At 45.0% G+C, this 16,131-nt stretch carries 16 protein-coding genes; 10 read left to right on the top strand and 6 right to left on the bottom strand.

What is annotated here, in order from left to right; genetic code table 11:
- Positions 1-181 (top strand): hypothetical protein (locus L4C32_RS06455; RefSeq protein WP_428196044.1); only part of this gene is annotated, 181 nt, incomplete at its 5' end.
- Positions 182-280: 99 nt separating this feature from the next.
- Here the strand turns inward: L4C32_RS06455 and fghA are convergent.
- A complete protein-coding gene (fghA, locus tag L4C32_RS06450; protein WP_428196043.1) occupies positions 281-1,120 on the bottom strand; it encodes an S-formylglutathione hydrolase in 840 nt (279 codons plus the stop codon).
- A gap of 186 nt (positions 1,121-1,306) precedes the next feature.
- Positions 1,307-2,437, bottom strand: coding sequence for an S-(hydroxymethyl)glutathione dehydrogenase/class III alcohol dehydrogenase (locus L4C32_RS06445; protein ID WP_428196042.1), 1,131 nt, complete (start codon positions 2,435-2,437; stop codon positions 1,307-1,309).
- A gap of 213 nt (positions 2,438-2,650) precedes the next feature.
- Here L4C32_RS06445 and L4C32_RS06440 point away from each other — a divergent pair, with 213 nt between their 5' ends.
- The 4 genes from L4C32_RS06440 to tadA all read left to right on the top strand — a co-directional run bounded on the left by L4C32_RS06440 (position 2,651) and on the right by tadA (position 6,146).
- The gene (locus L4C32_RS06440) at positions 2,651-3,520 is read left to right on the top strand and encodes a LysR substrate-binding domain-containing protein (protein ID WP_428196041.1); all 870 of its coding nucleotides are present in this window, start codon (positions 2,651-2,653) and stop codon (positions 3,518-3,520) included.
- Between the two features lie 120 nt (positions 3,521-3,640).
- The gene (gene tnaC / locus L4C32_RS06435; protein ID WP_428196040.1) at positions 3,641-3,733 is read left to right on the top strand and encodes a tryptophanase leader peptide; all 93 of its coding nucleotides are present in this window, start codon (positions 3,641-3,643) and stop codon (positions 3,731-3,733) included.
- 285 nt (positions 3,734-4,018) lie between these two features.
- Positions 4,019-5,425, top strand: coding sequence for a tryptophanase (locus L4C32_RS06430; protein WP_428196039.1), 1,407 nt, complete (start codon positions 4,019-4,021; stop codon positions 5,423-5,425).
- Between the two features lie 157 nt (positions 5,426-5,582).
- On the top strand, positions 5,583-6,146 hold the full coding sequence (tadA, locus tag L4C32_RS06425; RefSeq protein WP_428196038.1) for a tRNA adenosine(34) deaminase TadA: 564 nt from the start codon (positions 5,583-5,585) through the stop codon (positions 6,144-6,146).
- Positions 6,147-6,173: 27 nt separating this feature from the next.
- On the opposite strand, the gene L4C32_RS06420 is transcribed toward tadA, so the two are convergent.
- Both L4C32_RS06420 and mltF read right to left on the bottom strand, forming a co-directional pair.
- Positions 6,174-6,314, bottom strand: a complete 141-nt coding sequence (locus L4C32_RS06420; RefSeq protein WP_428196037.1) for a hypothetical protein — start codon at positions 6,312-6,314, stop codon at positions 6,174-6,176.
- Between the two features lie 412 nt (positions 6,315-6,726).
- Positions 6,727-8,229 carry a membrane-bound lytic murein transglycosylase MltF gene (gene mltF / locus L4C32_RS06415; RefSeq protein WP_428196047.1) on the bottom strand — a complete coding sequence of 501 codons (1,503 nt, stop codon included), beginning with the start codon at positions 8,227-8,229 and terminating at the stop codon, positions 6,727-6,729.
- A gap of 279 nt (positions 8,230-8,508) precedes the next feature.
- On the opposite strand from mltF, the gene purL reads away from it, so the two are divergent.
- The gene (gene purL / locus L4C32_RS06410; RefSeq protein WP_428196036.1) at positions 8,509-12,405 is read left to right on the top strand and encodes a phosphoribosylformylglycinamidine synthase; all 3,897 of its coding nucleotides are present in this window, start codon (positions 8,509-8,511) and stop codon (positions 12,403-12,405) included.
- Between the two features lie 53 nt (positions 12,406-12,458).
- Here purL and L4C32_RS06405 read toward each other — a convergent pair whose 3' ends face one another.
- Both L4C32_RS06405 and L4C32_RS06400 read right to left on the bottom strand, forming a co-directional pair.
- Positions 12,459-12,827 carry a helix-turn-helix domain-containing protein gene (locus tag L4C32_RS06405; protein WP_428196035.1) on the bottom strand — a complete coding sequence of 123 codons (369 nt, stop codon included), beginning with the start codon at positions 12,825-12,827 and terminating at the stop codon, positions 12,459-12,461.
- A gap of 11 nt (positions 12,828-12,838) precedes the next feature.
- A complete protein-coding gene (locus tag L4C32_RS06400; RefSeq protein ID WP_428196034.1) occupies positions 12,839-13,138 on the bottom strand; it encodes a type II toxin-antitoxin system HigB family toxin in 300 nt (99 codons plus the stop codon).
- 326 nt (positions 13,139-13,464) lie between these two features.
- Here L4C32_RS06400 and L4C32_RS06395 point away from each other — a divergent pair, with 326 nt between their 5' ends.
- The 4 genes from L4C32_RS06395 to L4C32_RS06380 all read left to right on the top strand — a co-directional run bounded on the left by L4C32_RS06395 (position 13,465) and on the right by L4C32_RS06380 (position 16,089).
- Positions 13,465-13,782: a DUF3622 domain-containing protein gene (locus tag L4C32_RS06395; protein WP_428196033.1), complete on the top strand. Its 318-nt coding sequence runs from the start codon at positions 13,465-13,467 to the stop codon at positions 13,780-13,782.
- A 104-nt stretch (positions 13,783-13,886) separates the two neighbouring features.
- Entirely contained in the window at positions 13,887-14,369 is a 483-nt protein-coding gene (locus tag L4C32_RS06390) for a GreA/GreB family elongation factor (protein WP_428196032.1), read from the top strand.
- Between the two features lie 23 nt (positions 14,370-14,392).
- Positions 14,393-14,587, top strand: a complete 195-nt coding sequence (locus L4C32_RS06385; protein ID WP_428196031.1) for a YqaE/Pmp3 family membrane protein — start codon at positions 14,393-14,395, stop codon at positions 14,585-14,587.
- Positions 14,588-14,739: 152 nt separating this feature from the next.
- Positions 14,740-16,089 (top strand): sodium-dependent transporter, encoded by a 1,350-nt coding sequence (locus L4C32_RS06380; RefSeq protein ID WP_428196030.1) that lies wholly within the window; start codon positions 14,740-14,742, stop codon positions 16,087-16,089.
- Positions 16,090-16,131: the final 42 nt, after the last annotated feature.

The following is a 16,131-nucleotide window of genomic DNA, read 5'->3' as shown; positions in this document are numbered from 1 at the left end:
TTATAATGGAACCAACTCGGTTTATTATTATGCAAATCAAATTGGAGTTAAGATCTCAGCTGTTAAGCAAGCACTTTCAGTTGCTTTAACTGGTTTAACTACTGGAATGTTAGTGTCAGTGACTTACAATAACTCAACAAAAGAGTGCTGGAGTAAATACTTAACTATCCATAAAAATTAGTTTCACCTTATATTCGAGTTAAATACTCCTGCTTGACTAAAAAAAAGCCTGCTCTCAAAGCAGGCCATTTCCATTCAACACTTATTAAAACAAACCCTACTAAAACCACTTAGCATGAAACTTCAAGTGATCTTCAATAAAGCTAGAGATAAAGAAGTAGCTGTGGTCGTAACCAGGCTGCATTCTTAACTCTAGGTTTGCACCTGAAATGGATGCCGCATCTACCAACGCTTGTGGGTGCAGCTGCTCTTCTAAGAAGTTATCCGCGTCACCTTGATCAACCAATATAGGCAGCTTGAAGCTTGATGCTTTGAGCAGTTCAGAGGCGTCATACGCTTTCCACTCTTTCACATCATCGCCCAAATAGTTGCCCAATGCTTTTTTACCCCAAGGGCAGTTAATTGGGTTGCTGATAGGGCTGAATGCAGAGACTGAGCTGTAACGATCTTCATTTTTCATGGCGATGGTTAATGCGCCATGCCCGCCCATGCTGTGCCCTGAAATCGCGCGTTTATCAGAGACAGGGAAGTGCGCTTCTATCAAGTTCGGCAGCTCATTCACCACATAGTCATACATCTGATAATTGCGATTCCACGGCGCTTGCGTAGCGTTCACGTAAAAACCTGCACCCAAACCAAAATCGTAGGCGCCTTCTGCGTCATCAGGAACATCATCGCCACGTGGGCTGGTGTCTGGTGCCACAATCGCCACCCCTAACTCGGCCGCCATTTTGAATGCGCCGGCTTTTTGCATGAAATTCTCGTCACTGCATGTTAAGCCAGAGAGCCAGTAGATCACCGGAACTGGGTTAGTGCTGCTCGCTTGCGGGGGCAGAAAGATGGCAAAGCGCATGTCGCAATTTAGGGTTGGGGATGGGTGGCTATACTGTTTGTGCCAACCGCCAGCCACTTTTGCTTGGCTGATGTTCTCTACATTCATGTTAGGTTCCCGTAAAAATAGAAAAGCGCCGAAAATCAATGGCGCTGACTGTTATCTGGAATGAGTTAAGATTAAGACCGAATTGCTTGAACAAGTGTCCATAGCATGGACGCTATGGTCAAGCCTCCATGGATGGATTTACGGCGTCTTGTGATGTAATTCAGTCTTACTCGGATTTAAATACTATTACTTATCAAAATGAATAACAGTACGGATGCTTTCGCCGCTGTGCATCAGATCAAACGATTTGTTGATGTCATCAAGGCCCATGGTGTGGGTAATGAAGTCATTCAGGGCAAATTCGCCTGCCATGTAACGCTCAACAATGGCTGGAAGCTCAGAACGGCCTTTAACACCACCGAATGCAGAACCACGCCATACACGACCAGTCACTAGCTGGAATGGACGGGTTGAGATCTCTTGACCTGCACCAGCCACGCCAATCACGACAGACTCGCCCCAACCTTTGTGACAGCACTCAAGCGCTGAACGCATCACATCCACGTTGCCTATACACTCAAACGAGTACTCAACACCGCCATCGGTCATCTCAACAATTACATCTTGAATCGGTTTATCGTAATCTTTCGGGTTGATGCAATCAGTCGCGCCGAGCTGTTTCGCCAGTTCAAACTTGCTCTCATTGATGTCGATACCAATAATGCGGTTTGCGCCGGCCATTTTCGCGCCAATAATCGCTGACAGACCGATACCGCCAAGACCAAAGATAGCCACGTTATCGCCTTTCTCTACTTTTGCTGTATTGAGTACTGCGCCCATGCCAGTGGTGACGCCGCAACCTAGTAGACAAACCTCTTCTAATGGCGCTTCTTTGCTCACTTTAGCCAGAGAGATCTCAGGAAGAACCGTGTATTCAGAGAACGTTGAACAACCCATGTAGTGGAAAATAGGCTGACCATCTTTATAGAAACGAGTGGTTCCATCTGGCATTAAACCTTTACCCTGTGTTTCACGTACTGCGCTACATAGGTTAGTTTTTCCAGATTTACAGAACTTACACTCGCCACACTCAGCGGTGTAAAGTGGGATAACGTGATCGCCAACGGATACGCTGGTCACGCCTTCACCGATCTGCTCAACAATACCGCCGCCTTCGTGACCTAAGATCACCGGGAAGATGCCTTCTGGATCTTGGCCAGACATGGTAAATGCGTCGGTATGGCACACGCCTGTTGCTACGATACGAACTAACACTTCGCCTTTGCGCGGTAGCATTACGTCCACTTCTTCAACAGAAAGCGGTTGGTTTGGGCCCCAAGCAATAGCAGCTTTTGATTTGATGAATTGGTCAGTCATGTGATTTCCTTTATTGAGTGTTAAATACCCAGCGTCTGCTCGGTACTTCAATTTAGTCATAGTGAGTGTGGCAGTTAATGATGAACTCGCTATGTCTTTTTTATAAGAGCTATTTGATGGGATGTATTGTATTTGTTTTTTAAATGATGATAATCAGGGTAAATGGTAAATGATTTTTACACACATGTAATAATAGGCGATAAGGTAGATAAGATGGCGAACTGGGAAGGGGTATCGGAGTTTGTCTCAGTGGCAGAAACAGAGAGTTTTACCGCAGCGGCTAAAAAGCTGGATACCTCGGTGGCTCAGATCAGCCGTAAAGTGTCCGCATTAGAAGACCGCTTGGCCATTAAACTGCTTAACCGCACTACGCGACGAGTCTCTGTGACTGAAGCAGGGCAGACCTATTATCAACACTGTCGCCAAGTGTTAGATGGGTTAGAGCAAGCCGAACGAGCGGTGAGTAACTTGCAAAGCACTCCGCAAGGTAAAATAAAGATTACCGCACCGGTCACCTATGGCGAGCAGCAGATCGCACCGTTACTGAATCAGTTTATGGAGAAACACCCGCAACTTGAGCTGCACTTTCAACTGAGCAATCAACAGTTTGATCTGGTTGAACAAGGTTTCGACTTGGCGATTCGTCTTGGCCGCTTGCACGACTCCTCAATGATGGCCAAACGCCTCTCATCACGTCGCATCCATGTTTGCGCCTCACCAGACTATATTGAGCGCTATGGTGAGCCCTATACGCTGTCGGAGCTGCGTCAACACAACTGCCTGATTGGCGCCAAAGATTACTGGCGCTTTATCGAGTCGGGAAAAGAGCGGAGTATTCGTATAAAGGGCAGCATTCATAGTAACAGTGGCAAAGCGCTAACCGATGCGGCATTAAAGGGCATTGGCATCGTTCAGCTGCCCGATTATTACGTGCAGAGTTACTTGGAATCGGGTCAATTGATTGATCTGTTGTCTGCCTTTCAAGAAGAGAGAGAGGGAATATGGGCGCTCTATCCAAATAATCGCCACTTATCTCCAAAGGTTCGCATGCTGGTGGATTTTCTCGCTGAGAAGCTGGCGTAGCACGACTGATAATTAGGTCACAGTTATTCACTCTGCTCATTTATAAATAAGTGAAACTGTATAATGATGTGGCTTCAGTAGGTACCCAACGGGTTTGGGGCCATTGGTATAGGGAAGACTATGCACCACAACACCGCATCCAAATCTGAGTCGACTCTGTCAGCTTGGTATAATTTGGATCACAGGCTCTCATTCCAACTAAACTTCGAATAACCCCCATCGAAGCGCTTCCGCGCAGCTGTACCTTCTAGAAAACAGTGTCTCTATCGCTCTGTTGTTCTACTCTTATTATTAGCGTTATTGTATTTTCATCGAGGAATATAGCGTGACACTACCTCAATATTGGGAATCTTCTGCCATGCCGATCTTGTCGCCTTGGTACATTGAAGATTACAAACTGACTCATTATTTGCCGATTCATTAAGATCAGCGGTTTCGTTACACCCTAATTTTTAATGAATTTTCTGTGCAATTTAGCACAACAAAAAAGGCACTATTATGAGCAATATTAAACACCTACCAGAACCATTCCGTATCCGCGTTGTTGAGCCAATTGTGTTAAGAACACTTGAAGAGCGTCAAGCGGCGATCAAAGCATCGGGCATGAACCCATTCTCACTACGATCTGACGATGTGTTTATTGATCTATTGACTGATTCAGGCACCGGCGCCATCACCAATACCATGTTGTCAGCGGGAATGCTGGGTGATGAAGCCTACGCAGGCTCTAAGTCTTACTACAAATTGGCCGATGCGGTTACTGATATCTTCGGCTATAAGTACACTATGCCAACCCACCAAGGGCGTGGCGCAGAGCAGTTGATCATTCCTACGCTTATTGAGAAGCGCAAACGTGAAAAAGGGATGACAGCGCCTGTCTCTATTTCTAACTGGCACTTTGACACCACCCAAGGTCACACGCAACTGAACGGCGCACAAGCGGTGAACGTGGTGATTGATGAGTGTATGGATACCAATGTATTCCACCCATTTAAAGGTAACTTTGATATCGCTAAACTTGAAGCGGTGATTGAAGAGCACGGCCCTGAAAATGTCTACACCATCATCTCGACTATTACTAATAACTCCGCCGGTGGTCAGCCTGTCTCTATGGCCAACTTGAAAGCGGTATATGAAGTGGCGCAGCGATTCGATATCCCGGTATTGATGGATTCGGCACGTTTTTGTGAAAATGCCTACTTTATTCAACAGCGTGAAGAGGGTTTCCAAGATTGGACGATTGCTGCAATCATTAAAGAGATGTACAAATACTCAGATATGCTGGCCATGTCAGCGAAAAAAGATGCCATGGTGCGCATTGGCGGTCTGTTGTGTGTGAAGGACGATACTTATTTAGATGAGTTTACTGAGTGTCGCTCTCGTTGTGTGCCGATGGAAGGCTTCCCTACTTATGGCGGCCTGTCGGGTCAAGCGATTGAAGAGCTGGCTCGTGGGTTGTATGACGGGCAAGATCAAGACTACTTAGCTTACCGTATCAGTCAAATTGCCTACTTGGCGAATGAGCTTGAAAAAGCAGGGGTTCCTTGTCAGACCGCAGGTGGGCACGCGGTGTTTGTGGATGCAGGACGTCTATTGCCACACATTCCTGGTGATCAGTTCCCAGCCCATGCCTTGGCGTGTAAGTTGTATGAACTTGGCGGCATTCGTGCGGTTGAGATCGGTTCTCTTCTACTAGGTCGTGACCGAGATGGCGTACAGATCCAAGCCCCAATGGAGCTACTGCGTCTGACCATACCTCGCATGACCATCACCAAATCACACTGTGACTACATTGTTGATGCTTTTAAAGATGTGCTAGACAACGTACACACAGTGAAAGGGCTGCGTTTAACCTACGAACCAACGGTATTGCGTCACTTTACCGCGCGTTTAGAAGAGGTGTAAGCCAATTAAGAGAGAGTGACTAAGGGAGCTGTGATGGCTCCCTTTTTTATGGCTACTTTTTTGAAGGAGATTCGGCAGTTGCTCATGAGTGAACTTAAGCTTTATACTATTGCGATTCAAACCGTGCGATAAAATACGCGAAAAAAGTGTGATAAAAATGACAGAATCCACCCCCAAAGAAGACTATTTGGCCTACGATGATCTTTTTACTGATAAAGATGTACGCTATATGCGAAGAGCCCTAGAATTGGCAGCTGTAGCCGAGTCTGAAGGAGAGGTTCCCGTAGGCGCAGTGCTGGTATTGAATGACCAAATTATCGGCGAGGGTTGGAACCGATCCATTGGTCAGCATGATGCGACGGCGCACGCTGAAATGATGGCCATCAAGCAAGCGGGTCAAGTATTAGAGAACTACCGTCTGTTAGATACTACCTTGTATGTCACCTTAGAGCCTTGCCCTATGTGTGCAGGTGCCATGGTGCAGAGCCGAGTTGGCAAAGTGATTTACGGTGCTAGCGATCAAAAAACGGGCGCTGCGGGTTCGGTTATTAATCTGTTAGACGGTGAAGGGGTTTACCATGTCGTACAAGCCTCTGCAGGGTTACTGGCTGATGAGTGTCGTTTTCAATTGCAGGCGTTCTTTAAGCGTAGAAGGGTAGAAAAAAAGGAGTTGAAGCGATTAATGAGAGCGGAGGAGGGTGGTAAAGGCAAACAGTCTTAACATCAATGTTTGCCTATCGGGTGATGGTTACTCTTCGATATCGTCCAGTGCTGTCATCATATATGCGCGGTGGCGATTGAGTGTTTTTTTGTGGTTATTGGTTAACATGCGTTTTCTTCTGGTGGTAGACATTTTCTTATGTGCACCGGTTCTTTTTCTTGAAAGCATCAATATGCCTCCTTTATTCGTTAGTTCTATTCCAATCTAAATTACCTGTTTACGATAAATTAGCCAATTGTGGCTTCCTTCTGGTTTATTCTTTTCTGAAAACAACTGATTACAGCCATAAGAATCAGGAAACCTCTCTGTTATATCCTTTCATTGTTACTGATTTATGAATCGCCTTAAGTGATAAGGATCTCAATTATCGTGTCGATAATATGAGCAATGTCGCAAATACTGAGAGATATTACAGGGTACGTGTTTAAGACCAGAGGTAGAAAAAAAAGTTCCAACTCTTTTATATTCTTCGATTTTTTAAGATTTCAGCTAAGCAGTAAGCGAAAAGAACATCATGATCCAAATGCCGAGGAAGGCAGGAGGGGCAGTAATTGGCCTACGATAGGCCAATTACCTTATATTACTCATCACTCGATATGTCAGCAGCGGCAGAAACCGCTTTTTCTGGTGTTTCAATATCATCGATAGTGACATTGATGGTGGTTAAGTTATCAACATTGATGTCAACTTTTTCCAACTCATCATTATATTTTTCTAACTCATAACCCACTATCGATTGGTAGTAACGGCGGATGTTTTCTACGTATTTTTTGGCTTCATCGCCACGGGCAAAACCGTAGCGTGATTTACTGTAGTATTTCTTTTGACGTAGCAGAGGCAGGCGCTCTTTGACGTCTCCCCACGAATCTGGATCTGCCCCCTGTCTTTGGGTTAACCGCCTTGCATCCATCATGTGTCCGAAACCGACATTGTAAGAGGCCAAAGCAAACCAGATCTTCTCATGGCTCTCAATCGAGTCAGGAACACGCCTTACAATTTTACTTAGGTATTTTGAGCCGCCTTGGATGCTCTGTTCAGGGTCTAAACGGTTTCTAACACCGACAGAAGCCGCTGTTGGTTTGGTCAACATCATCATGCCACGTACACCTGTTGGCGAGGTCGCATTAGGGCGCCAGTGGGACTCTTGATAGGAGAGTGCGGCCAACAAGCGCCAGTCAAACTCACCCGCATACTTCTTAAATAGGGGCTCCCAGCGATCAAGTTTACTGTCTATCGCACGAATAAAGGCACGAGTATCCACGTAATCAAAGGTCTCAACATGACCAAAATACTTCTCTTCTAGCTTAACTAGCTCACCAGACTGTTTTAGATCGCCGAAAAATTCGATCATGATGCCGAGTAAACTTTCGTTGTTTGATTTATTGAGATACCAAGCGATAGGTTGATCTTCAGTCAACTCAAATGCCACTGCAATTTCAGGGTGTATACGTTGGCTCAGTGCCACTTGAACAGAGTCAGCGATGGTGTAATCGAGTTTGCCCTCTGCAACCAATTTTAATAGTTCCGTCACGCCTAAGTTAGCATTGGTTTGCCACTCTAAATCCGGATTGTCACTCTTTAAGCTGAATAAGGTTGATTCAAAGCTGGAGTGTTTCGGAATGGTCAGGTGATTCTCTTGTTCAATTAGGTTTTTGATGTTTCTTGGGCGCCACTCTCCTTTTTTATACACCAGTTGTTGGCTGACATAATAGTAGACAGGGCCAGAGCGAAAGCGTTTCAAACGGTTTGGAGTGACCGTAAGATTTGCCGCAATAATATCCACTTCATCACGCTCTAATGCGGGAAACAAACCAGAGAAACTGTAAGCAGGTTTCATCTCTAGTTTTACGTTGAGCTGTTCAGCAAACAGTTTGGCTAAATCATAATCGAGACCGGTTGGCCCCTCGGTACCTATGTAGTAGGAGAGTTGATTATTTAAGGTACCAACACGCAATACACCACGTTCTCTTATCTCATCCAGTTTGGATTTAGGTTCAGAATCAATCTGACAGCCAGTAAGGACAATGCTAAATAAAGTAATTAAAAATAAAGACTTATATTTTATTTTTAGTTGATTTCGAATCAAAAGAGACGCTCATGTGGCTACGGTAGAGGGTATTTATACCAAAGCAGGCTGTCAGGAGCAAAAAAACCGGAGATAAAATAATATAAATCATGATTTCAAAGAGTAATTAAAAAAAAATAAAAAAATAACGCAAACGGTTGCGTTAGAGGTTACGAATCGATCTAATTTCCCTTATACTACGCCCGCAATCCTCGAGGTGGCATTGACGTATTTTTATGAATTCGATGAAAATACGTCAATATCATCTTTAATCAATTGCCAAAGAGACGTAAGTACATGAAAATATTGCGTGGTTCAGCCGCACTTTCAGAGTTTCGTGTTAATAAGCTATTAGAGCTTTGCCGAGAACTAAGCCTGCCTGTAACAAACATCTATGCCGAGTTTATGCACTTTGCGGATCTGTCTACTGAGCTTACTGAGTCTGAGCAAGAGAAGCTTAATAAGCTACTGACTTACGGCCCTACCATCCAAGAGCATGACCCTGAAGGGCTGCTGGTTCTCGTGACGCCTCGTCCAGGAACGATCTCTCCATGGTCTTCAAAAGCGACTGACATCGCCAACAACTGTGGTCTCTCTTCTATCAAACGTTTAGAGCGTGGCACGGCTTATTATATTGAGAGCAGTACGCCACTGTCTGATGTTCAAACTCTTGAGTTAAAAGCCATCTTGCACGATCGTATGATGGAGATCGTCCTTAACGACTTTGAGCTTGTTAATGCGCTGTTTGCAGTGGCACAACCTGCCCCCGTCGCTGATGTTGATCTGCTGAATGGTGGTCGAAAAGCACTGGAAGAGGCAAACGTCACTTTAGGCTTAGCACTGGCTGAAGATGAAATTGATTACTTGCTAGAGAGCTTTACTGAGAAGCTAGGACGTAACCCAACTGACATCGAACTCATGATGTTTGCTCAAGCGAACTCAGAGCATTGCCGTCATAAGATATTCAATGCTGACTGGACCATTGATGGTATTAAACAAGAGAAGTCTCTGTTTAAGATGATCAAAAACACCTTTGAGCTGCACCCTGAGAATGTATTGTCCGCCTATAAAGATAACGCGGCAGTAATGACAGGTTCAGAGGTTGGTCGCTTCTTCCCTGATCCAGAAACTCGTGAATACAATTACCATCAAGAGCAAGCACACATCTTGATGAAAGTGGAAACTCATAACCACCCAACCGCTATCTCTCCTTGGCCGGGCGCATCAACAGGATCTGGTGGTGAAATCCGCGATGAAGGCGCAACGGGCATCGGTGGTAAACCAAAAGCTGGTTTAGTGGGTTTCTCTGTTTCAAACTTAAAAATTCCAAACTTTGTGCAGCCTTGGGAGACCGATTTTGGTAAACCAGGTCGTATTGTTACCGCACTTGATATTATGCTAGAAGGCCCATTAGGCGGCGCGGCATTCAATAATGAATTTGGTCGTCCAAACTTACTCGGTTACTTCCGTACCTATGAAGAGCGTGTAAACTCTCATAACGGTGAAGAAGTTCGTGGTTACCATAAGCCGATCATGATCGCTGGTGGCATGGGTAACATCCGCGACGAGCATGTGCAGAAACGTGAAATTCCTGTTGGCGCCAGTTTAATTGTATTAGGCGGACCAGCCATGAACATCGGGCTTGGCGGTGGCGCCGCGTCTTCAATGGCGTCTGGTCAATCGGCTGAGAACTTAGATTTTGCTTCGGTACAGCGTGAAAACCCAGAGATGGAACGTCGTTGCCAAGAGGTTATCGACCGCTGCTGGCAGATGGGTGACGATAACCCAATTGCTTTCATTCACGATGTGGGCGCTGGTGGTATCTCAAATGCACTGCCTGAGTTAGTGGACGATGGTGAGCGTGGCGGAATTTTCAATCTACGCGATGTGCCAAATGATGAACCTGGCATGAGCCCACTTGAGATTTGGTGTAATGAGTCTCAAGAGCGCTATGTGATGGCAGTTGCCGATAAAGACATGCCAGCATTTGAAGCGATTTGTAAGCGTGAACGTGCCCCGTATGCAATCGTAGGTAAAGCGACCGAAGAGCGCAATCTGAAACTGGAAGATGCTCATTTCGACAATACACCAATCGATATGCCAATGGACATCTTATTGGGCAAAACGCCGAAGATGACACGCGACGTGGTGACATTAAAAGCAAGCAATCCGGCCATTGATCGCAGCAACATCACGATTGACGATGCAGTAGAGCGTGTTTTACGTCTTCCTACTGTGGCAGAGAAAACTTTCCTTATTACCATTGGTGACCGCACTGTAACAGGTTTAGTGGCGCGCGATCAGATGGTGGGCCCTTGGCAGGTGCCAGTGGCCAACTGTGCAGTCACTGCAGGCAGCTACGACACGTATCACGGCGAAGCGATGTCGATGGGCGAGCGTACTCCGGTTGCTCTGCTTGATTTTGGTGCTTCAGCGCGCCTAGCAGTAGGCGAAGCGATCACTAACATCGCTGCAACCAATATTGGCGATATCAAACGCATTAAACTCTCTGCAAACTGGATGTCTCCAGCGGGTCACCCTGGTGAAGATGCGGGCCTGTACGAAGCGGTTAAAGCCGTGGGCGAAGAGTTATGTCCTGCACTGGGTTTAACGATTCCTGTGGGTAAAGACTCCATGTCGATGAAGACTAAGTGGAGCGAAAATGGCGAAGAGAAAGAGGTGACATCACCACTTTCACTGGTTATTACCGCCTTTGGTCGAGTGGAAGATGTGCGCAAAACGATTACGCCTCAGCTTCGCACCAACAAAGGTGATTCAAGCTTAGTGCTTATCGACCTTGGTAACGGTAAGAATCGTTTAGGTGCAACAGCGCTGGCGCAAGTGTATAAGCAGTTAGGTGACAAACCTGCTGATGTCGATAATGCCGAGCAACTGAAAGGTTTCTACGATGGTCTGCAGCAGTTAGTGGCTGAAGATAAGTTAATGGCTTACCACGATAAAGGCGATGGCGGTCTGTTTGTCACGCTGGCTGAGATGGCGTTTGCGGGACACTGTGGTGTGAAAGCAAACATTGATGCTCTGGGTGAAGATACGTTAGCGGTTCTGTTTAACGAAGAGTTAGGTGCGGTGATTCAAGTGGCGGACAGCGAACTTGAGTCAGTATTAGCCACGTTATCTGACCACGGCTTAGCCACGTGCTCACATGTGATTGGTGCGGTTGAAGCTTCTGATCAGTTCATCATTACATCAGGCGAAGAGACCGTGATTGATAAGTCACGTATTGAACTTCGTGTTATTTGGGCTGAAACCACGCATAAAATGCAGTCTCTTCGAGATAATACCGAGTGTGCGGATCAGGAACATGCTGCGAAGTCAGACAACAGCGACCCAGGTTTGAACGTGAAGCTTAGCTACGACATTAATGAAGACATTGCTGCCCCGTACATTGCAACGGGCGCAAAACCTAAGATGGCTATTTTACGTGAGCAGGGTGTCAACTCGCATGTTGAGATGGCGGCGGCATTTGATCGCGCGGGTTTTGAAGCCACTGATATTCACATGAGCGATATCTTAACGGGTAACGCGGTATTAGAAGATTATAAAGGTCTAGTGGCCTGTGGTGGTTTCTCATACGGTGACGTATTAGGCGCAGGTGAAGGTTGGGCGAAGTCAGTGTTGTTCAACGAGCAAGCACGTGATCAGTTCGAAGGCTTCTTTAAACGTGAAGAGACGTTCTCATTAGGTGTGTGTAATGGTTGTCAGATGCTGTCTAATTTACGTGAGCTTATTCCTGGTGCAGAGTATTGGCCACGATTCGTACGTAACGAATCTGAGCGTTTTGAAGCACGTTTCAGCTTAGTTGAGATCCAAGAGAATGACTCAGTTTTCTTTAAAGGGATGGCGGGTTCTCGTATGCCAATCGCCGTGTCACATGGCGAAGGCCGCATGGAAGTGCGTGATGCAGAGCATTTAGCAGCGATTGAGCAATCTGGTACGGTTGCGATGCGATACGTGGATAACTTGGGTAATCCAACGCAACAATACCCGAACAATCCTAACGGTTCGCCAAACGCTATTACCGGCTTAACCACCGCCGATGGACGAGTGACCATTATGATGCCTCACCCTGAGCGTGTATTCCGCGCGGTGGCAAACTCATGGCACCCTGAAGAGTGGAATGAAGATAGCCCGTGGATGCGCATGTTCCGTAATGCACGTGTCAATATCGGCTAAGGTTGACGCCACGTTATCAAATAAACGGCAGCTCTCGAGCTGCCGTTTTTTGTTTAAGGTTGTAACTGATATTCACTTATTAAACAGTGGAGAGGAATGTTGAGCCCTTGGTTAAGCTTCCTGATCATAGTAATACTAAGCTTTCTTTTCTTATTCAACACTTCACTGACTCTGCTACGTTGTCCAAGGTAGGGGACCAAATCAGCATCGACTAACCCCTGCTGATCCATTCTAAATTTAATGACTTCGATAGGGTCAGGTGACTTAATAGGGAAGTAGTGATCTTCAAATGATTGGACTAATGTCGTTAGAATTTCAAGTTCATCGCCTTGTAGGGTGTTTGGTTTAGCATCCCAAAGCTGTTCGATACGATGCAGAGCTTGTTGATGATCGAGTAATGTTTTGATTGGTTTGATGTTCATACATACCACTCTTAAATATTTTCAGCATCGATGTTGTCATACTGTTTATGTGTGCCAATGAAGCGGATGTAACAGATAGAAAAAGCGTAATTAACAGCAACAATTAAACGGTATTTATTGCCATGAATATTGAAAATGACTCTATTGTTGGCAATAAAACTGGCATTTTGATAGAGAGATTTAATATCTTGTGGCGTCGCCCAGTTAGCTCGTTTAACTTCGTCATACCATGCTTTTAATGGTTGTTCAGAATCGAAATAGCGCGGCTGTAGCCAGAAATCTCGTAATGAGGCTCGTGATATAATTCTCATAAAGAAAGCGCACCTTAATTCCCATTATGGGAAATCCTGTATGATAGTCAAATTTAATTTTCCCGAATGGGAATAAATAACACCTTATTCAGAGAGAGAAAGAGTAGGTGTGAATATGATTTTTGGCATTGCGAGGGAGTGATTACTCTGAGGTGGGTGCTTTGCATTTTTATTGCATTACGCTAATGGAAAGCTCATTTATTTATGGATATTTGTTAGGCGAATTGAAAAGCGTGTGTTCTAATACCGCCCGTACGGGATGGCTGTAATAATTTGGCCAAATAGGTAGGTATCTATTACCCGAAATGACTATTTAGGAAAAAGAAATGGCAAAGTTTGATTACCGCTTAAAAGAGAAAGATAACACTTGGACTGCTGAAATTATTAGAAACGTAACGTCTAGAAGAAAGATGGTTTCTAAGCGTCAGGGTGATTTCTCTACTGAAGCTGAAGCGCTAGTATGGGCTGAGAAAGAGTTGGTTCAATTCTCTCAAAACCAGAACGAACGCAATCAGCGTAAAGCAGTAACACGTAAAGCAAATGAAGCAGTTGCTGCTGAAAAAGCAGAGAAAGCTGCAGCGAAAAAAGCCGCTTATGAAGCTGCTCGTGACGCTGAAGATGATGAGATGTACGACGAAGAGTAATCTTCTACGCATTTTATCTAAATAACAGTTAAGACGCCTTAATAACATCAGCTATAATGCTGCTTGAAATTAAGGCGTATTTTTTTGTCTGAAAAGTGTGGTATATGAATAAAGAGACTCTGTTAGAGCACATTTTACAAGAGTTAGAGCGAGTGCGTTTAGTGGCGGTGAATGCGGTTATTCAAGCCAGTGAAACGGCAACCAGTAAAGAGACCATCGCCCGAAGCAAATATGAAACGTTTGGTTTAGAGGCTTCCTATTTGGCGCACGGGCAGGCAATGCGTGTGGCAGAGTGCGATGAAGATTTAGCCAAATTTAAAGAGATGACACTACAGAATTTTGAAGATACATCGCCCATTGCGTTAAGTGCGTTGATCACTCTGTTTGATGAAAACGATGATGAACAGCTGCTATTTCTTGGTCCAGCGGCGGGTGGGTTGAAAGTACAATACGGTCAACAGGAGGTGGTGGTGATTACGCCTTCATCACCTTTAGGTAAAGCGTTAATTGGACTGAAACTAGATGATGAAGTTGACGTGTTAATTGGCGATAATAAAAAAACTTATGAGATTATTACTCTGCAATAGGGCGGAGAATTTATGGAGATATTATGCGTTTACTATTAGCTTTACTGCTGCCTTGGTTGCAGTTTTTTACCATTGGTCGTCCGTTTGCAGGAATTTTCTGCCTGATTTTGCAAATTACGCTAATTGGTTGGATACCTGCTGCTATCTGGTCGGTGTACGCGTTAAGCCAATATAAAACAGAGAAGAAAATCGATGAGGCGCTAGGTAAAAATATCTAGTTTTCTTTTACCGTTGGTTTTATATCGCAATAAATAGAAAATAAGCAGTGGATAATTATTGCCAATAGCGACGCAAAGCAGTATCGTACTAGTTCATTGATACACCGTGTCGGTTATCAGTTTATTAATGCAATCTGTGTAGTAGAAGTCGTATGGATAATAGAAGAGAGAATTTTGGTTCACGTTTAGGTTTTATTTTGGCTGCTGCCGGTGCCGCCGTTGGTTTAGGTAATATTTGGGGCTTTCCAACTCAAGCGGCAAGTAATGGCGGTGGCGCATTCTTACTGGTCTATCTCTTCTTTATTCTTATCGTCGCATTCCCTATGTTGGTCGCTGAGTTAGCCATTGGTCGCCATGGGCAAGCGAATCCCGTTGACAGTATGAGATCGCTTACCGATAACCCTAAAGGCAAAGCATTAGGTGCTAGCATTGGCTGGTTAGGCTTGAGTGTGCCAAGTATGGTACTGGCTTTTTACAGTATTGTTGGTGGCTGGATCATCTGTTTTGCCCTTGGTGCGATCGCTGATGTTGCTGGCATGGTTGAACTTGCTCAGTGGTTCAAAGGGTTCAGTTTAGAACGTAACATTTTCGGTACCATCACCTTCTATGTTCTGACGATTTTAATTGTTCAAGGTGGTGTAAAAGATGGCATCGAAAAGTGGTCAACGCGACTGATGCCTGCTCTCTTCGTTCTGTTTGCTCTGTTGTTTGTTTATATAATGACGCAAAATGGGGCTGTTGAAGGATTAAAGCACTACCTCATTCCTGATTTTAGTAAGATATTTGACCGTAAACTGCTGCTAGCGGCGATGGGGCAAGGCTTTTTCTCTTTGACCATTGGTGGTTGTTCCATGCTGGTGTATGGGTCTTATCTGAGTAAAAAAGAGAACCTACCTAAGATGGCGATGAGCGTGACTCTGGTTGATACCGCTGTTGCTTTCATTGCAGGGCTAGTGGTCATGCCGGCTATGTTTGTTGCGATGCAAAAAGGGGTTGAAATCTACGCCCAAGATGGCTCATTGTTGAGCTCTGATACTTTAGTTTTTACGGTGTTACCACTGATGTTTGAGAGCTTAGGCTTACTTGGACAGCTGTTTGCTATCGTCTTTTTTGTGCTACTAACTATTGCCGCGTTAACCTCTTCAATCTCTATGCTTGAATGTCCGGTTGCCTTGGTAGGGGAGCGCTTTAATACTAAGCGCAGTACAACCAGTTGGGTGTTGGGTGGTGTGATAGCGCTGTTCAGTATTATCATCTGTTTCAATTTTGGTCAGATGTTTGGATTAGTCGCCACGATAGCCACTCAATATTTGCAACCTTTCTCCGCTTTGCTGTTCTGCTTATTCGCAGGTTGGGTGTGGAATCGTAATTCAAAAATGAAAGAACTAGCAGAGGGTAATCCTGATTTTCAATACAGCCTTTTTGGTAAAATTTGGCCACTGTATGTGAAAGTAGTGTGCCCTATTTTGGTCGCTTCAGTTATCTGGGTCTCTTTCTTTTAATCCGCTTTCCAGTGCAAGGTACACCTTAATGACCCCCTATTA

Origin of the sequence: Aliivibrio kagoshimensis, from assembly GCF_050337105.1 — a bacterium.
Taxonomy (GTDB): Bacteria; Pseudomonadota; Gammaproteobacteria; order Enterobacterales; family Vibrionaceae; genus Aliivibrio_A; species Aliivibrio_A kagoshimensis.
The sequence above is the reverse complement of the archived record's forward strand: the minus strand, read 5'-3'. Positions and strand labels throughout refer to the sequence as shown.